The organism is Arcicella rosea (assembly GCF_040543805.1).
Lineage (GTDB): Bacteria > Bacteroidota > Bacteroidia > Cytophagales > Spirosomataceae > Arcicella > Arcicella rosea.
Genome location: NZ_JBEUMS010000007.1, coordinates 81,452 through 97,774, shown reverse-complemented (window position 1 = coordinate 97,774; position 16,323 = coordinate 81,452). Strand labels below are relative to the sequence as shown.

Below are 16,323 nucleotides of genomic sequence, written 5' to 3'. Positions count from 1 at the left end.
TATCTTTACTTTTGAATCTCAAATCAAATATAGGTAGTTTTGTTGTGGTGACGAAATTACAATAATCATTCATGTTAAAATTCATAGGTCAACTCATTCTACAATTTTCAGGCTGGAAAGCTATTGATAATACACCTAATGGCGTAAAATCTTACCCACGTGCGGTCATCATCGCAGCGCCTCATACTTCCAATTGGGACTATCTCTACTGCATGGCAGCTATCTATTCTGTAGAACTTCCCATTCGGTATTTAGCAAAAGATTCGCTCTTTAAATTTCCATTAGGAATACTTATGCGTGCTTTAGGCGGTATTCCTGTCAATAGAAAGCAAAAAAATAATTTGGTGGACGAAATGGCTAAGCTATTGAGCAATTCAAACAAAAACGTACATTTGATTGTTCCTGCGGAAGGAACACGCTCATACACAAGCGAATGGAAATCAGGATTTTACCATATTGCAGTAAAAGCACAAGTACCCATTGTATTAGGTTTTTTAGATTTCAAGAAAAAAGAAGCTGGCTTTTTAGATGTATTTTATCCAACAGGAAATTATGCAACAGATTTGGTTGCAATTCAAAAATATTACTTGAATATTACGCCAAAATATCCTGCGCTATTTTCATTAAAAGACCAAAAATTTGATTAAAATGAGTAATTATAACATTGAAAAAGCTCAATTACAAGATTTGTCCATCATTCAGCAAATTGCGAATGAAACTTGGAGACCCACTTACGGAAGTATTTTAACGGAAGAACAAACTTTATTTATGCTAGAAATGATGTACAGTACTGCATCATTAACCAAACAATTCGAGACTAATCATTTTTATATTTTCACTGATAACGAAAAACCTGTAGGATTTTCAGGCATTGAGAAAATTGGGCAAATGATAAAATTACACAAGATTTACTTCTTGCCAGAAACACAAGGAAAAGGCTTTGGAAAAATCATGATTGCAGAAATTGTAAAAATAGCGCAAAACGAAAATTGTGAATTCATCGAATTGAACGTTAACAGAAACAACAAAGCAAGAAATTTCTATGAAAAATTGGGTTTTGAAGTATTTAAAGAAGTAGATGTTAATATTGGAAATGATTTCTGGATGAACGATTATGTAATGCGTAAACCCGTTTAATAAGCCAAGTCAATGAATCTAAAAGCCATTAATACTAAAGGTAAATTAAGAATTTATGCCCTTTCGAATGAAACTTCTTTAGCTTTACCGCTCATCGAAGGAGGCATCAGTGCTGGTTTCCCTTCGCCTGCAGCAGATTTTTTAGATTCCACTATCGACCTCAATAAGTATTTAATCAAACATCCTTCTACTACTTTTATCGCTATTACAGATGGCGTTTCTATGACAGACGCTGGCATTGCTGATAAAGATTTGCTAATTGTAGATAAATCACTTGAACCATCAGACGGTAAAATTGCGGTTTGCATTTTGAATGGTGAATTTGTTTTGAAACGCTTGAAAGTTGACAAAGACGGCATTTGGCTGATGCCTGCCAACGAAAATTATAAGCCTACAAAAATTACAGAATATCACGATTTTGAAATTTGGGGAATTGTTACTTTTTCCATTCAAAAGCATTAAAATATGTTTGCTTTAGTTGATTGCAATAATTTTTACGCATCCTGCGAAAGAGTTTTTCAGCCTAAACTGAGAAACCAGCCTATTGCTATACTTTCGAACAATGATGGTTGTGTGATTTCCAGAAGTAACGAAGCCAAAAATGCAGGAGTGCCAATGGGTGCACCAGCTTATAAATTCCAAGATTTTTTCGAGAAAAAGAAGATTCATGTCCTTTCTTCCAATTATGCACTTTATGGAGATATGAGTAACCGTGTAATGAATCTACTTGCAGAGTTTACACCTGACATCGAGATTTACAGTATCGACGAAGCTTTTCTAAAATTTGAAGGCTTTGAAAAATATTTCGATTTACAGGAATATGGCAAACAGATTCGTTACAGAGTAACCAAAGGTACAGGAATTCCTATCAGTGTTGGCATTGCTCCTACCAAAGCCCTTTCAAAAGTAGCGAATAATATTGCTAAAAAATTCTCTGAAAAAACAGGCAACGTTTATGTAATTGATACAGATGAAAAACGTATTAAAGCCTTAAAATGGTTGGCGATAGAAGCTGTTTGGGGAATTGGTTACAAACTTGCAAAACGTTTGAAAGCTGTAGAAATACAAACTGCTTTTGATTTTGTAAATTGTAAAGAAGAATGGGTAAAAAAAGAAATGGGAGTTGTTGGACTTCGTTTATACAAAGAATTACAAGGAATAAATTGTTTAGACCTCGACGAAGTAGCTGACAAAAGGAACATCGCAACCACCAGAAGTTTTGAAACCAATTATAAAGACTACGAACTTATCAAAGAAAGAATAGTCACTTTTACAGTAAGCTGTGCGGAGAAATTAAGAAAACAAAAAGCTTGTTGCAATGCGATTGTAGTTTTTCTTCGTACCAACAGCCATAGAAAAGAATTAGCACAATACAACAGAAGTCATTTTCTTGCACTACCGTTTCCAACGAATTCCAACATTGAATTAGCTAAATTTGCGACAGAAGCCTTAGATAAGATTTTCAAAAAAGGTTTTGAATATAAAAAAGCTGGAGTAATTCTAACAGATTTTAGCCCGGAAGGCTCTCAACAAATGAATCTCTTTGAAAACAGCAATCCAAAACACAAAAAGCTAATGGAAACTGTTGATAACATTAACAGAAAAATGGGCGCAATTAAAGTAAAATTAGCTACACAAGATTTAAAACGTACTTGGAAAATGAAACAAGAGAAATTATCACCCAAGTACACCACCAAAATTACCGATGCAATTAAAGTAAAGGCTTTAGATTTTTAATTTCTCTTGCTTTGCATAAATCATTTTTCTTTAGCAGTCATCTACTTCTCAAAACTAAATCCACTATCCAAAATTTTCAATACTCTTTGCTTTTTCCATGCTTCTACGTCGTTCATTGCTACTTTTTCAACGATATTTCTTTCGTCTAAATTTGAAATATCTGAACTTCCAGATTCCGATAAAACTTGTTCAATCGCCTTTTTTAATACTGCTAAAGAACCGCTCAGACCACGATTTACAGCTAAATCTACTCTGAAAGCAATTCCGCCTTCAGTACTCATAATTTGATTTAAAGAATAAGCATTCCCAAAAATTGAAATCATTACCGAAGATGAAACTGCTTTGAAAACATATTCTTCTAAAGCAATTTCTACTTGTACGCAAATCATCGTTGGTCTGAAAGCACTGGCAATAAATGCGCCTGTCAATCTTAAATCGTTGGCTACTTCTAAATATGCTGCATCGCCTTCTTTCGTACCGCCATTGGTTTCTACTTGAAAAATTGGCGTTCCGAAACTTTGAATGTCCATTCCATATTGCGAGAAACATTCATTAAAAACGTCTTCGTCTCTTTCTTTCAATCGTGCTAATACTCTGGTAAGCATCGAACCACTAGCCACTGCACCTGTAAACTGAATAAAACCAAATGAAAAAATGGCTTTGTCATAACTATTGACGGCATCAAAACAGCCTTCATTTTTAGAAATATATTTCAGAATATCTGCATAAAAAGGTTCTTGACAAATATCCAGAAACATGTTTTTATTTTCATCAAAGCTAGATTTTCCTGCATAACTTACTCCTCTCGGATTTACTTGATTGGGCGAAGGATATACATCACGCATGGTTCCAGTGTGCATAAATCCATCTGGGCTAGGAAAACTGATTACATAAGTATTGTAAGAACCTTTGTTTTCTTGCTGTACTTGAAATACTTGTCGGCGTTGAAAAACTGAGTTTCCATAATCTGCGACAGCATTAAAAGGTTCATCATTTGAGGAATTGTTCTCTGAAAAAGAATCAGATGAATCAACCACTAAAACCTGTCCGATAGACAAATTAGTTGAAACTAAACCATTCAATGCTGTAAGTTGATCTACAGAAATTCCGTATTTTTTTGAGATACTGTAAAGTGTTTCCTTGGGCTGGACTGTGTGTGTCATTTTGTCATAGTTAGTTTTAAGATTGTATCTAAAATTAACTAAAATAAAATTTTCAATGGTTCTAAGTTCAAAATAATTATTAAGCGGTAACAAGACGACAAAACCTTTATTTATTTTTACTTAAAATGCAATATATTTCCGATTTTAAAAATAAATCAAATATTTTCGTAATTTAGTAAATCAAAACAGGTATAATATTAGCAAATACTCTTTAGTTAAATAGTATATTGATTAACGACAAAATACGAGTACAACTTTTGTCTTATTATCCTTTATAAAATCTATCGTTATGTTAAAAAAAATAAGTATTTTACTTAGTCTTTCTTTTTCCATTCATTTCCAAACATCAGCGCAAGGAAATATTCATCAAGCCTCCACTGAGTACCAATATCCAACAGACCCATTGGTGAGAGAAAAATTAGAAACTTGGCGTGACCAAAAATTCGGAATGATTATTCACTGGGGTTTGTATGCCGTACCGGGCATTATTGAATCTTGGGAATTATGTTCTGAAGACTGGATTAGTCGTGACAGTACTCAAACGTATGATGACTATAAAAAATGGTATTGGGGTTTGAACAAGAAGTTTAATCCAACCAATTTCAACCCTGACCAATGGGCAGGTGCTGCCAAAGATGCAGGTATGAAATATGTGGTTTTTACGACAAAACACCACGATGGTTTTTCAATGTTTGATACAAAATACTCTGACTTTAAGATTTCAAACGGGCCTTTTGCACAAAATCCAAAAGCAGACGTAGCCAAATATGTTTTTGAAGCTTTCAGAAAACAGAATTTTATGATTGGTGCGTACTTCTCGAAACCAGATTGGCATTCAGAATACTTCTGGTGGAATCGTTATGCAACGCCAGACCGCAATGCCAATTATGATATTCGTAAAAATCCTTGGCGTTGGAACAAATTCAAAGAGTTTTCTTACAACCAAATTCAAGAATTGATGACTGGTTACGGAAAAATGGATATTCTTTGGCTTGATGGCGGTTGGGTACGTCCTTTAGAAACTGTAACGGATGAAGTAAGAGCTTGGGGAGCGGCTATTCCAGCTTTCAGTCAAGAAATTGATATGCCAAAAATTGCTTCAATGGCTCGTAAAAATCAGCCCGGTTTATTAGTGGTTGATAGAACTGTTCATGGAGAATTTGAAAATTATAGAACACCAGAACAAAGTATTCCTGCAACCAAATCAGACACTCCTTGGGAAAGTTGTATTACTTTAGGCGGTGCTTGGGGTTATGTACCGAATGATAATTTTAAATCAGCAACTAAAGTAATTCACTCTTTGATTGAAGTAGTTGCCAAAGGCGGAAGCTTATTATTGGGTGTTGGCCCAGGAGCAGACGGTACTTTGAACGACATCCAAGTTGCTCGTTTGAAAGAAATTGGTACTTGGTTGAATGCCAACGGGGAAGCCATTTACAATACCAGAACTACAGATATTTACAGAGATGGTGAAACATTTTTCACCAAAGGAAAAGATAATTCAATCTATGCTTTAGTAAGATTGTCAGAAGACCAAGTTATTGGTTCAACCATTACTTGGACAGGCAATGTGCCTGCTAAAGGAGCAAAAGTAATTTTATTAAGCGAAAAAGTAGCCGTAAAATGGAAAGCCGAAGGCGATAAAGTAACTGTTACTTTACCCGTTTCTTTCTTGAAAAAGTATAAAAATTATCCAAGTTTGGCTTTTAAATACTAATTATATCATGAAAAATGCTCTGATTTTATCAATTCCTTTTTTACTATTTTCTCAGCAAAACCACGCTTCCACTTTTCCAAAGTTAAGAGAGCCAATCGTAAAGAAAACAAGTAAAAAAACGGTTTCAGCTCCAAAACCAGTGTATCCAATTCCTACAAAAGACCAATTGGCCTATCAGGAAATGGAAACCAATGCCTTTATCCATTTTACAACCAACACTTTTACAGATTTGGAATGGGGAAATGGAGACGAAAGTCCAGCGATATTTAATCCAACGGCTTTGGATGCAAACCAATGGATAAGTACTTTGAAAGAAACAGGCTTTAAAGGAGCGATTCTTACTTGTAAACACCACGATGGTTTTACGCTTTGGCCAAGTAAATTCACAGAGCATTCTATCAAAAACAGTCCTTACAAAGGTGGAAAAGGCGATGTAGTAAAAGAAACGGCAGAGGCTTGTAAGAAATTCGGCGTAAAATTTGGCGTTTACTTATCTCCGTGGGATAGAAACCATGCTGATTATGGTAAACCAGAATACATTACTTATTATAGAAATCAATTGCAGGAATTATTCAGTACTTACAAACCTGTTTTTGAATTATGGTTTGATGGTGCAAACGGTGGAACTGGCTATTATGGCGGAGCAAGAGAAGCACGCAAAATCGACGGAAAAACCTATTACGATTGGCAAAATACCATTCCGATGGTTAGAAAAATGCAGCCTGATGTTATCTTTTTTAGCGATGCTGGACCAGAAATACGTTGGTGCGGCAACGAGAAAGGTATTGCAGGCGAAACCAATTGGAATAATATTACGCCTGATACTTTGTACGCAGGAAAAGCTGGCATTGAACAATTGTTGAACACAGGTTCAGAAAACGGTACAACTTGGATTCCGAGTGAAATTGATGTTTCTATTCGTCCGGGTTGGTTTTATCATGCTAAAGAAGACGACAAAGTAAAATCTGCTGAAAGATTATTTGAAATTTATCTTTCTTCAGTGGGTAGAGGTTCAAATTTATTGTTGAACATTCCACCAGACCGCCGTGGACTTTTCCATGAAAATGATGTAAAAGCCTTGAAAGGTTTTAAAGCTTTATTAGACAAAGAATTTCAAACTAATTTAGCCTTGAAAGCTTCTGTAAAAGCAAGTGCAGTACGTGGAAATGCTCCTCTGTTTTCAGCAAAAAACGTGGTTGATGGCAATAAAGAAACCTACTGGACAACCGACGACGAACATAAATCTGGTAGTTTAGAAATTAATTTAGGAGGAAATAAAGCTGTAAAATATGTACTCTTGCAAGAATACATCAAACTCGGACAAAGAGTAAAAAGCTTTAACGTAGAAGTTTGGAAAAATAACGCTTGGCAAGAAGTTGCCTCTGCGACAACGATTGGCTATAAGAGAATCTTGAAATTAGATGGCGTTGAAACCAGCAAAGTAAGAATCAACATCAAAGATGCAAAGGCTTGTCCTGTGATTTCTAATGTGGCGGTTTATTAAGCTGTGAGCTATCAGCAATGAGCCTTGAGCTTTTTAATTGTCAATAAGAATTGCTCACGACTCATTGCTCAAAGCTTTTAGCTTCCTGAAAAATAGCAAACGACTGGTTTTTAAACAATCAGTCGTTTTTTTACGATTGATTTTAGGTTTTAAAAATAATGTTTCGTGTATAAGTTTATTACACAGAGTTTAGCAGAGCTTTTAGTGAGTTTCACAGAGGATTTTGTTACAATGTTTCTCCGTGAAACTCTGTGTATTCTCAGTGTTCCTCTGTGTCTTTTATAAAATTGTCCAGGAGTCAGATAAAAAATTACTCATTCACTCACTCACAATTAAATGAAATCAATCACATTACTTTTCCTGTGTTTTTCGTTCAGTGTGTTTTCGCAACCGAAAGCTACATTGGTGAAGGCTGAATATATCTTTGCTGTTCCTCCTACTCCTGCTTGCCATGCTTCCACGATTGTTGAATTATCTAAAAATACATTCATGGCTTCATGGTTTGGCGGTAAGTATGAAAGTAGCCCAGATGTTGGAATTTGGATTGCTACCAACGAAAAAGGCAAATGGAGCGAAGCCAAACAAATAGCCGACGGAGTAATCAACGATACGCTGAGATATCCTTGTTGGAATCCAGTTTTGTTCAAAACCAAAGCAGGTAAACTTTTACTTTTTTATAAAGTAGGCAAAAATCCAAGAGAATGGTGGGGAATGAAAATGACTTCTGACGACAATGGCAAACATTGGACTAAAGCAGAAAAATTACCTGACGGAATATTGGGCCCTATCAAAAACAAACCTTTTCAGTTAGCCAACGGAGAAATTTTATATCCTTCGAGTACTGAAAGTTTGGACGAAAAACTATGGAATATTCATCTTGAGAAATCAGATAAAAATGCTAAGACCTTCCAAAAAATCAACATTGCTTGCGATACTTTTGGTGTAATTCAGCCCAGTATTTTACAGTATTCAGGTAATAAATTACAGTTACTTTGTCGTTCAAGACAAAATGCAATTGTACAAACTTGGTCGAGCGACAATGGAAATACTTGGTCTCCATTAACGCTTACAAATTTGCCCAATCCCAATTCTGGAACAGATGCGACTACTCTTAAAAATGGTTTACAAGTATTAGTGTATAATCCACTCAAAAAAGGAGCAGATTGGTTTAATGGTCGCTATAAATTAAATGTAGCTATTTCAAAAAATGGTACAGATTGGCAAGATGTTTATACTTTAGAAGATGAAAAAGAAGGCGAGTTTAGTTATCCAGCCATTATTCAAAGTACAGACGGATTGGTACATATTACTTATACGGCTAATCGAAAAAACATTAAACATATCGTTTTAAAAATCAATCAATAGTGTTTCAACAAAAAAGGTGTTGCCGAATTCAGCAACACCTTTTTTGTTTTTAGCGACGACGTCCACCGCCACTAAAACTTCTTCCACCACCACCTCCAAAACTACTTCTATTTCCTCCGCTATAGCTTCTGTTCTGAAAACTATTGTAAGAATTATTACTTTGTCGGTAGTTTTGATTACCACGGTTATAATTCCCATTGCTTCTATAAGCATCATAATAATTACGTGAGCCAGCAACCATCCCATTATTCACATATCGTGGCTGGCGAACGATTACGTTACGATAATAATTTCCAAAATGGTTATATAAATATGGATAGTTCATGTAATATCCTCCATTATAAAACCAATTAGAAAAACCATAGGCAGGAAAAGCACTAAACCCAAACCCGCCAAAACCATAAGACAAACCGAAACTTCCCCAATAAGCACCCGGATACCAAAGTGCTGAACCATACCAATATGGATAACCAAACCAATAAGAATATGGATTAGCATAGCCATAATTACCATTATAAACTACTTGTCCGTTTGGTAAAATATAGCCGTTACTTCTTGCAAAATCTTTCGCAGCTTGATTCAACTCTTGCTTTGCTTGAGGATTGTTTTCCAATTCTTTTTTATAAGCTGCCATTTGCGCTTGATTTTGTATCATCAAACTATCGTGCAAACTTGCCAATTGGCTTGTCAAACCTTCTTTGTCAGCTAGATATTGTTGCCCTAATTTAGTCGTCAAATCAAGATTATCTGTCAATAAAGCCAATACATCTGGATATTGAGACAGTTTTTTGAAAGCATCTTGGGTTGGATTATCCAAATTTTGAATCGCTTTATTGAAACTTTCTTGGGCTTGAAGATTTAATTTATCAGCTTCAATTAAATCCTCTTTATGATGACGATACAAACGCCAAGCGGCAGTTTCTAGGTTTTCGTCATTATTAGGTAATAGTTTTTTGATGTCATCTCTGCTTTGTCCAGAAGGCAAAGTAGCTAAAGTATGCGCTAATTCAGGAAAACGAGTAAGCTCATAAAACCAGCCTTGCTTTTTCTGACTGAAATCACTGATGAGTCCTTGAAAAGAAGCTTGTGTTTGATTTTTCTCTTGCTGTAATTGAGAAAGCGTTTGAGGGTACTGACTAGCCAATAAAATTGCCTGACGCACATCTGAATCATAGGATGCTACAGAATTTTGCATTCCTTTATCAGTTTCAAGTTGATTGGTCTGGCTAAAAGCATTGATATTAATGGATAATATAATTGCCATTAATAATGAAGTAGGAAGAATCCAACGCAATTGTGCGATTCTTCTAGTGGCTATGCCACCAAAAATCATGTTAGTTTTCATACTCTTTCTTTATTAAACGTTGTTTTAAATCGAATACTGCAATGCTATTTTCTTCAATCCTACCATCTTGTAAATAATACTTTTGCATATAATGCTATGTATTCAGAAGGATTTTAGAAAAATTTTGATGTTAAAAGGAAACGTTTTTTCAAAGATGAAAGAGTATGAATTAATGCTTATTAAGTGGTTAATCAAATAAAAAACGGACATTCTATCTGCTTTATTTTGAAATTGTAATAAAATTATTTTCTAAGCAAATTCTAATCTTAGATTAAGCTGTCATTAAGTTGCGAGTTTCAAATTTGCATTGTCAAAACGGTTTTTACCTCATCGTTTAATTATTTTCCAACCTAAAACTCATACAATTATGGATACATTAGCAGTTCAGAAAATACTTGTTCCGATTGACTTTAGCGATTCTTCTATGAATGCTCTTCACACCGCTATTGAAGTAGCTAAAGGTCAGCAAGCACAATTAATTTTGTTGCACATTGTCAATATTAATCCATTGTTAGATATTGATGATGGTAAGATGATTAATGATGCTAATTTGCAAGATCACCTCGATACTCATCATACCAATCTTAGAAAATTAGCGGATAAAATAACCCACGAAGAATTTATTGATTGCAGAGCATTTATCAGAACTGGCTTGGTGCATTCAGAAATAGTAAGAGCAGCTGTTGATTTTTATGCAGATTTAATCATTATGGGAAAACATGGTTTATCAGGTATTAGTGAATTTTTGATTGGCTCAAATACATTTAATGTACTGAAAAATGCTTTTTGTCCAGTACTTACCATCCCGTCTCATCAAAAATTTGAAGCTTTCAAAACAGTGGTTTACCCAATTCGTCCTGTAGAAGGCGCTTTAGAAAAATATGATTTAGCCAGAAATATTGTTCGTGAAAACAATGCCGAATTAGTGGTGATAGGTTTATTAGATAATGCCGATAAAAAAAGCTTTGAAATGCTCAATTCAGAAACGGCACAACTTAATAAAAAACTCAAAGAAGATAAAATGGAAGCACAGACCTACTATTATTACTGTAATTCTGTAGCAGAAAAAGTACTTGAAAAAACAAGTGATTTCATGGCTGATTTACTGATTATCACTGCCACAATCGACCGTCAGATTCAAGATTATGTAATAGGACCATTTGCAAAGCAAATCCTACATTATGCAAGAGTACCCGTTTTGTCAATTCGTTCGAAATCTTCAAAAAATACCGATATTAGTTCAGTTGATAGTCATGATAATCATTATCCTGCATCAATGCTTGGAATTATATAATAAAATATGCACAAGAACCATTAATTAGTTATAATTTAATTATCAAATTATCCTCAGAGTGATTAATACCACCTTAAATTTCTAAAGTCATGGAAAATCTTAGTATCAACAACATTTTAGTTCCTATTGACTACAGTAAAACATCATTAAATGCGCTGGATTATGTTGTCAATTTGAGTCACAATTATCAATCAACACTTCATTTATTGCATATCATCGACCCTGATACTTATTTGAGTATCAGTGAAAATGGATTAGAGCTGGATTTAAGTCGAGAAAGTATTATTCAACGAGAAAAAAGGAAATTGGCAAAATTGGCTGACTCAATTGCAGAAAAAGAGCAATTAACTGTTTATTTCCATTGTGTTGTTGGAGAAGTAGTCAGAGAAATCATCCACATCGCTGAACAAATTTCGGCTGATATGATAGTGATGGGCACGCATGGCATTTCTGGTTTCAAATCATTTTTTATGGGAACGAATGCCTTTGAGGTAAGTAAAAAATCATCTTGCCCAGTACTCACAATTCCGACTGGTAAAAAATGGAGAAATTTTGAAAAAGTACTTTTCCCAGTGCGTACAATTCCGAATGCTTTACACAAGTATGAATTCGCTAAAAAAATTATTGCGAAACATCAATCCGAACTCGTCATTCTGGCTTTATTGGATAACGACAGTGCGAAAAAAACAAATTATTTAGACCAAGAATTGAAGACTTTGAATGAAAAATTGATAGAAGACAACATCAAAGGTTATTCTATTTTTTCTTATACGGATTCACTTGCTTACACGGCACTGAAGAAATCGGATGAATTAGAAGTCGATTTAATGATTATTACAGCAGATTTCAATTACTCCATCGAAGATTATTTTGTTGGCCCTTTCGCTCAACAAGTACTAAATCATGCTAAAATTCCTATTTTGTCGATAAGACCACAAGAAAGTACTTTAGTAACAGAGAAAGTATTGGTCAATGAGAATCATGATAAACAGTAAATAAAAACAAGAGTCATCCCGAATTTTGTGATTTTAAATTCGGGATGACTCTTGTTAATTTCTCATTAATACCCACGTGCTAAATTTGCAATATTTATCAAAGCTTCTTCTTTCTCAAATCTTTCAAGGTTTTCTGTAAAAAACTTAATCTTATCCAAATTTTCCTCAGCCCAGCCTCCAGAAGTATGTTGTGTTAGCAAAACATTAGGCATTTGCCAAAGTGGATGTTCAACTGGAATCGGTTCTTTTGCTGTTACATCTAAAACTGCTCCGTAAATTTGGTTATTTTTCAGTATTTCAATCAAAGCTTCTTCATCCACTGCCGAACCTCTTCCAACATTCACAAAAAGGGCAGACGGTTTTAACATTTGTAATCTGGTTTTGTTCAGCAAACCAATTGTTTCTGGCGTTTCTGGCAAAGTAGCAACCAAAATATCGGTTGTAGGTAAGTACTCATCCAAATTCACCACTGTTTTAGAATCCAACACGGTGGTTTCGCAATTAAAACCGACTAATAAATCCTTTACTTTTTGTCCGATAGCCCCAGCACCCAAAACCAGTACTTTGGCATTATTCAATAAATGTAAACTTGAGCGCAAAGGAGTACCAATCCATTTAGCTTCAGTTTGAAGCTTGGATAAATATGCTACACCACGATACATTGCTAAAATCCCAGCCACAGCTGTTTCTGCTACAGATTGTCCGAAAAATCCTTTCAAATTCGTGATTTTAAAAGTATAATTTTCTAATTGTTGGTAAGGGTCAAGTCCAGCAGAATGCAATTGAAGCCATTGTAATTTACTAGTTTTTTGAGCCCAAGCCAAAGGCACATTTCCCAAACAAATGTCTGCACTTAGAAATTGTTCTTCTCTATTTTCTGGCAAAATTTCTTCTCCGATTAGTAATTCGTATTTCCAAGCTAATTGTTCTTTAATGACCAAAACTTCGCTAGCTTCAAATTTGGTATGGATGTATATTTTCATGCTTAATCTCTTAAATATTATTGCTGTTTTAAATGGTATTTTGTCAGTTTTAAAAAATATTATCTGCTAGTATGACAATAAAAAAAGCAGCTCTGCCATTATGGCACAAAAAATCGCTAAAAAAACTACTGGCATTAAGATTGTTGAAAGTAAGGAAATCTCTATCTGTTGATGCAATGATTTTAAAGAATCAATGCTTAAACAGAAGAACAAAAATAGGTAAACATTCTTGTAAGCCTCTTTATTGTAAAATTAAAAATCTTATTCATATACTTAATTAAAATTAAAAATGGGAAAAATTATCGGTATTGACTTAGGAACAACCAACTCTTGCGTAGCTGTAATGGAAGGTAACGAGCCAGTCGTAATCGCTAACTCAGAAGGTCGTCGTACTACACCTTCAATCGTTGCATTCTTAGATAATGGTAACGGTGAACGTAAAGTAGGTGACGCTGCCAAACGCCAGGCTATCACTAATCCTAAAAACACAGTTTCTTCTATCAAACGTTTCATGGGTAAACGTTATACAGAAGTAGGAAGCGAACTAAAAACAATTGCTTATACTGTTGAGCAAGGTTCAAACGATACTCCACGTGTTCGCATCGGCGACCGTCTTTATACGCCTCAAGAAATTTCGGCTCAGATTTTAACGAAAATGAAACAAACTGCCGAAGATTATCTTGGACAGACTGTTACTGAAGCCGTTATTACTGTTCCAGCATATTTTAATGATGCAGAACGTCAGGCTACGAAAGAAGCTGGACAAATTGCAGGTTTAGAAGTAAAACGTATCATCAACGAACCTACTGCGGCAGCTTTAGCTTACGGTCTTGACAAAGGCGGTAAAGATATGAAAATCGCTGTATTCGACTTAGGTGGTGGTACTTTCGATATTTCAGTGTTAGAATTGGGTGATGGCGTATTTGAAGTAAAATCTACTGACGGTGATACTCACTTAGGTGGTGACGACTTCGACCAAGTAATCATCGAATGGTTAGCAAACGAATTTAAAAACGACGAAGGTGTTGATTTGCGTAAAGATGCAATGGCTCTTCAACGTTTGAAAGAAGCTGCTGAAAAAGCAAAAGTAGAATTATCGTCAAGTGCTTCTACAGAAATCAACTTGCCATATATCTTCCCTGTGGACGGTATGCCTAAACACTTAGTACGTACTTTATCTCGTGCTAAATTTGAGCAATTGGCAGATTCATTGATTCAAAGAATGCTTGAGCCTTGTAAACGTGCGATGAAAAATTCGGGCTTTACAAATTCAGATATTGACGAAGTAATCTTGGTAGGTGGTTCAACTCGTATTCCAAGAGTAGTAGAAGAAGTAGAGAAATTCTTCGGAAGAAAACCTTCAAAAGGTGTTAACCCTGACGAAGCAGTAGCAATTGGTGCGGCTGTTCAAGGTGGTGTTTTAACTGGTGAAGTGAAAGACGTATTATTATTAGACGTTATTCCTTTATCGTTAGGTATCGAAACAATGGGTGGCGTTTTCACTAAATTAATCGAAGCTAACACTACAATTCCTACGAAGAAATCTGAAACATTCTCGACTGCTTCAGACAACCAACCTTCGGTAGAATTGAACGTATTGCAAGGTGAGCGTCCATTAGCAACTCAAAACCGTTCATTAGGACGTTTCCACTTAGACGGTATTCCACCAGCACCACGTGGCGTTCCTCAAGTAGAAGTTACTTTTGATATTGATGCTAACGGTATCCTTCACGTATCTGCAAAAGATAAAGGAACAGGAAAAGAAAGCAATATCCGTATCGAAGCTTCAAGCGGTTTGACAGATGCTGAAATCGAAAAAATGCGTCAAGAAGCGAAAGCTAACGAAGCAGAAGATAAAGCTGAACGTGAAAAAATCGAAAAGATTAACCAAGCTGATTCATTGATTTTCCAAACAGAAAAACAATTGAAAGAGTACGGTGAGAAATTATCAGCAGGTAACAAATCAGCGATTGAAGGTGCTTTAGAAGAATTAAGAACAGCACACGCTTCTCGTGATGCAGCTTCAATTGACTCAGCACTTGAAAAATTGAACAACGCTTGGGCAGCAGCTTCGCAAGAAATGTATGCACAAGGTAGCCCAGAAGGCGCTCAACCAACTGGAGATGCAGGACAACAAACTGCTGATTCAGGTTCTTCTTCACAAGCAGAAGATGTTCCTTTTGAGGAAGTGAAATAAGAAATAGCTTTGAGCCTTGAGCGATGAGCCATCAGTCACCGACTGATTTTTAGATATAAAGTGTTATAAAATCTCCTTTTAGGAATTCTTTCAATTTTTTGGAAGGAGATTTTGTAGCACTTTTTTTTTCGGAAATCTATCTAAGAAATAGTCTTTATTATTTCAGTTATATAAAAAGGTAGCTAAATAGATTTTAAACTAAACGTGGAATTATCTATAAATATTCACTTTCATGAATATTAAAGAAGACAATAAAAAACTATGCAAAAACTGGAACATTCGACTTAAGACTAATAATTGCACTTATTACTGGAATCTTTTCTGTATTATCATATTTTAGAAATGAAAAATTCAAAAAGCAAGCAATTGCTCAACTTTGGAGTTTATTTCAAAAACAACAGAATGGATACAAGGTAACTCAAAGTGCATTGGAGCAATATAAACATTTATATAAGGATAATCCCAATATCGATTTACTTTGGACTATTTCACGAGCTGAAACTTTCGACCAAAACATTTTTGAGGACATAATTTTACAAATCATACTAACGGATGATAATTTAACAAATGAACAAATAGATTTATATAGGATTCAAAATAGAATTTCCGAATATGATGTAAAGCTATTTAAAGCAATGTTGAATAAGCACCAAAAAACATGGATAGAAAAGATAATTGAAAAAACTAAAAATCTTGTAGGATTATAGTTAATCTCTATCTATTGTAAGTATAAAGCAAAGTGTCACTTATGCTAAACTTTAATTCAGTTTGATACGAACTATATTGTATCACCTCTTCATGTTTTTTGCTTTTGTATTTTCCTTATCTATAATCCTGACATCCCTTCGGGATTTTGATTTTACTTTTAGGAGGGTTTCAATTGATA

Annotated in this window: 13 protein-coding genes; 10 read left to right on the top strand and 3 right to left on the bottom strand. The window is 34.9% G+C overall.

What is annotated here, in order from left to right; all coding sequences use genetic code 11:
* Positions 1-71 precede the first annotated feature (71 nt).
* The 4 genes from ABID42_RS10750 to ABID42_RS10735 are packed head-to-tail and all read left to right on the top strand — an operon-like array spanning position 72 to position 2,874.
* Positions 72-647, top strand: coding sequence for a 1-acyl-sn-glycerol-3-phosphate acyltransferase (locus ABID42_RS10750; protein WP_367283669.1), 576 nt, complete (start codon positions 72-74; stop codon positions 645-647).
* A gap of 1 nt (position 648) precedes the next feature.
* On the top strand, positions 649-1,137 hold the full coding sequence (locus ABID42_RS10745; RefSeq protein ID WP_323258904.1) for a GNAT family N-acetyltransferase: 489 nt from the start codon (positions 649-651) through the stop codon (positions 1,135-1,137).
* A gap of 12 nt (positions 1,138-1,149) precedes the next feature.
* Positions 1,150-1,599 (top strand): LexA family protein, encoded by a 450-nt coding sequence (locus ABID42_RS10740; RefSeq protein WP_323258902.1) that lies wholly within the window; start codon positions 1,150-1,152, stop codon positions 1,597-1,599.
* A 3-nt stretch (positions 1,600-1,602) separates the two neighbouring features.
* Entirely contained in the window at positions 1,603-2,874 is a 1,272-nt protein-coding gene (locus tag ABID42_RS10735; RefSeq protein WP_367283668.1) for a Y-family DNA polymerase, read from the top strand.
* 41 nt (positions 2,875-2,915) lie between these two features.
* Here ABID42_RS10735 and ABID42_RS10730 read toward each other — a convergent pair whose 3' ends face one another.
* Positions 2,916-4,037: a LysM peptidoglycan-binding domain-containing protein gene (locus ABID42_RS10730; protein ID WP_367283667.1), complete on the bottom strand. Its 1,122-nt coding sequence runs from the start codon at positions 4,035-4,037 to the stop codon at positions 2,916-2,918.
* Between the two features lie 289 nt (positions 4,038-4,326).
* On the opposite strand from ABID42_RS10730, the gene ABID42_RS10725 reads away from it, so the two are divergent.
* The 3 genes from ABID42_RS10725 (at position 4,327) to ABID42_RS10715 (ending at position 8,623) form a co-directional block, all read left to right on the top strand.
* Entirely contained in the window at positions 4,327-5,754 is a 1,428-nt protein-coding gene (locus ABID42_RS10725; protein WP_367283666.1) for an alpha-L-fucosidase, read from the top strand.
* A 7-nt stretch (positions 5,755-5,761) separates the two neighbouring features.
* A complete protein-coding gene (locus ABID42_RS10720) occupies positions 5,762-7,258 on the top strand; it encodes an alpha-L-fucosidase (RefSeq protein ID WP_367283665.1) in 1,497 nt (498 codons plus the stop codon).
* Positions 7,259-7,594: 336 nt separating this feature from the next.
* The gene (locus ABID42_RS10715; protein ID WP_367283664.1) at positions 7,595-8,623 is read left to right on the top strand and encodes a sialidase family protein; all 1,029 of its coding nucleotides are present in this window, start codon (positions 7,595-7,597) and stop codon (positions 8,621-8,623) included.
* A 49-nt stretch (positions 8,624-8,672) separates the two neighbouring features.
* Here ABID42_RS10715 and ABID42_RS10710 read toward each other — a convergent pair whose 3' ends face one another.
* Positions 8,673-9,968 carry a DUF3300 domain-containing protein gene (locus tag ABID42_RS10710; protein WP_367283663.1) on the bottom strand — a complete coding sequence of 432 codons (1,296 nt, stop codon included), beginning with the start codon at positions 9,966-9,968 and terminating at the stop codon, positions 8,673-8,675.
* Between the two features lie 367 nt (positions 9,969-10,335).
* Between ABID42_RS10710 and ABID42_RS10705 the strand changes: the two genes are divergently transcribed.
* Both ABID42_RS10705 and ABID42_RS10700 read left to right on the top strand, forming a co-directional pair.
* Positions 10,336-11,262: a universal stress protein gene (locus ABID42_RS10705; protein WP_323258887.1), complete on the top strand. Its 927-nt coding sequence runs from the start codon at positions 10,336-10,338 to the stop codon at positions 11,260-11,262.
* An 89-nt stretch (positions 11,263-11,351) separates the two neighbouring features.
* Positions 11,352-12,257 carry a universal stress protein gene (locus tag ABID42_RS10700; RefSeq protein ID WP_367283662.1) on the top strand — a complete coding sequence of 302 codons (906 nt, stop codon included), beginning with the start codon at positions 11,352-11,354 and terminating at the stop codon, positions 12,255-12,257.
* Between the two features lie 65 nt (positions 12,258-12,322).
* On the opposite strand, the gene ABID42_RS10695 is transcribed toward ABID42_RS10700, so the two are convergent.
* A complete protein-coding gene (locus tag ABID42_RS10695) occupies positions 12,323-13,240 on the bottom strand; it encodes a D-2-hydroxyacid dehydrogenase (protein WP_367283661.1) in 918 nt (305 codons plus the stop codon).
* Between the two features lie 289 nt (positions 13,241-13,529).
* On the opposite strand from ABID42_RS10695, the gene dnaK reads away from it, so the two are divergent.
* Complete coding sequence (dnaK, locus tag ABID42_RS10690) at positions 13,530-15,437, top strand: molecular chaperone DnaK (protein WP_367283660.1); 1,908 nt, start codon at positions 13,530-13,532, stop codon at positions 15,435-15,437.
* Positions 15,438-16,323 lie beyond the last annotated feature (886 nt).

Coding starts and splice junctions, on each gene's coding strand:
- ABID42_RS10750 (WP_367283669.1), top strand. CDS start 72: ATGTTAAAATTCATAGGTCAACTCATTCTACAATTTTCAGGCTGGAAA.
- ABID42_RS10745 (WP_323258904.1), top strand. CDS start 649: ATGAGTAATTATAACATTGAAAAAGCTCAATTACAAGATTTGTCCATC.
- ABID42_RS10740 (WP_323258902.1), top strand. CDS start 1,150: ATGAATCTAAAAGCCATTAATACTAAAGGTAAATTAAGAATTTATGCC.
- ABID42_RS10735 (WP_367283668.1), top strand. CDS start 1,603: ATGTTTGCTTTAGTTGATTGCAATAATTTTTACGCATCCTGCGAAAGA.
- ABID42_RS10730 (WP_367283667.1), bottom strand. CDS start 4,037: ATGACACACACAGTCCAGCCCAAGGAAACACTTTACAGTATCTCAAAA.
- ABID42_RS10725 (WP_367283666.1), top strand. CDS start 4,327: ATGTTAAAAAAAATAAGTATTTTACTTAGTCTTTCTTTTTCCATTCAT.
- ABID42_RS10720 (WP_367283665.1), top strand. CDS start 5,762: ATGAAAAATGCTCTGATTTTATCAATTCCTTTTTTACTATTTTCTCAG.
- ABID42_RS10715 (WP_367283664.1), top strand. CDS start 7,595: ATGAAATCAATCACATTACTTTTCCTGTGTTTTTCGTTCAGTGTGTTT.
- ABID42_RS10710 (WP_367283663.1), bottom strand. CDS start 9,968: ATGAAAACTAACATGATTTTTGGTGGCATAGCCACTAGAAGAATCGCA.
- ABID42_RS10705 (WP_323258887.1), top strand. CDS start 10,336: ATGGATACATTAGCAGTTCAGAAAATACTTGTTCCGATTGACTTTAGC.
- ABID42_RS10700 (WP_367283662.1), top strand. CDS start 11,352: ATGGAAAATCTTAGTATCAACAACATTTTAGTTCCTATTGACTACAGT.
- ABID42_RS10695 (WP_367283661.1), bottom strand. CDS start 13,240: ATGAAAATATACATCCATACCAAATTTGAAGCTAGCGAAGTTTTGGTC.
- dnaK (WP_367283660.1), top strand. CDS start 13,530: ATGGGAAAAATTATCGGTATTGACTTAGGAACAACCAACTCTTGCGTA.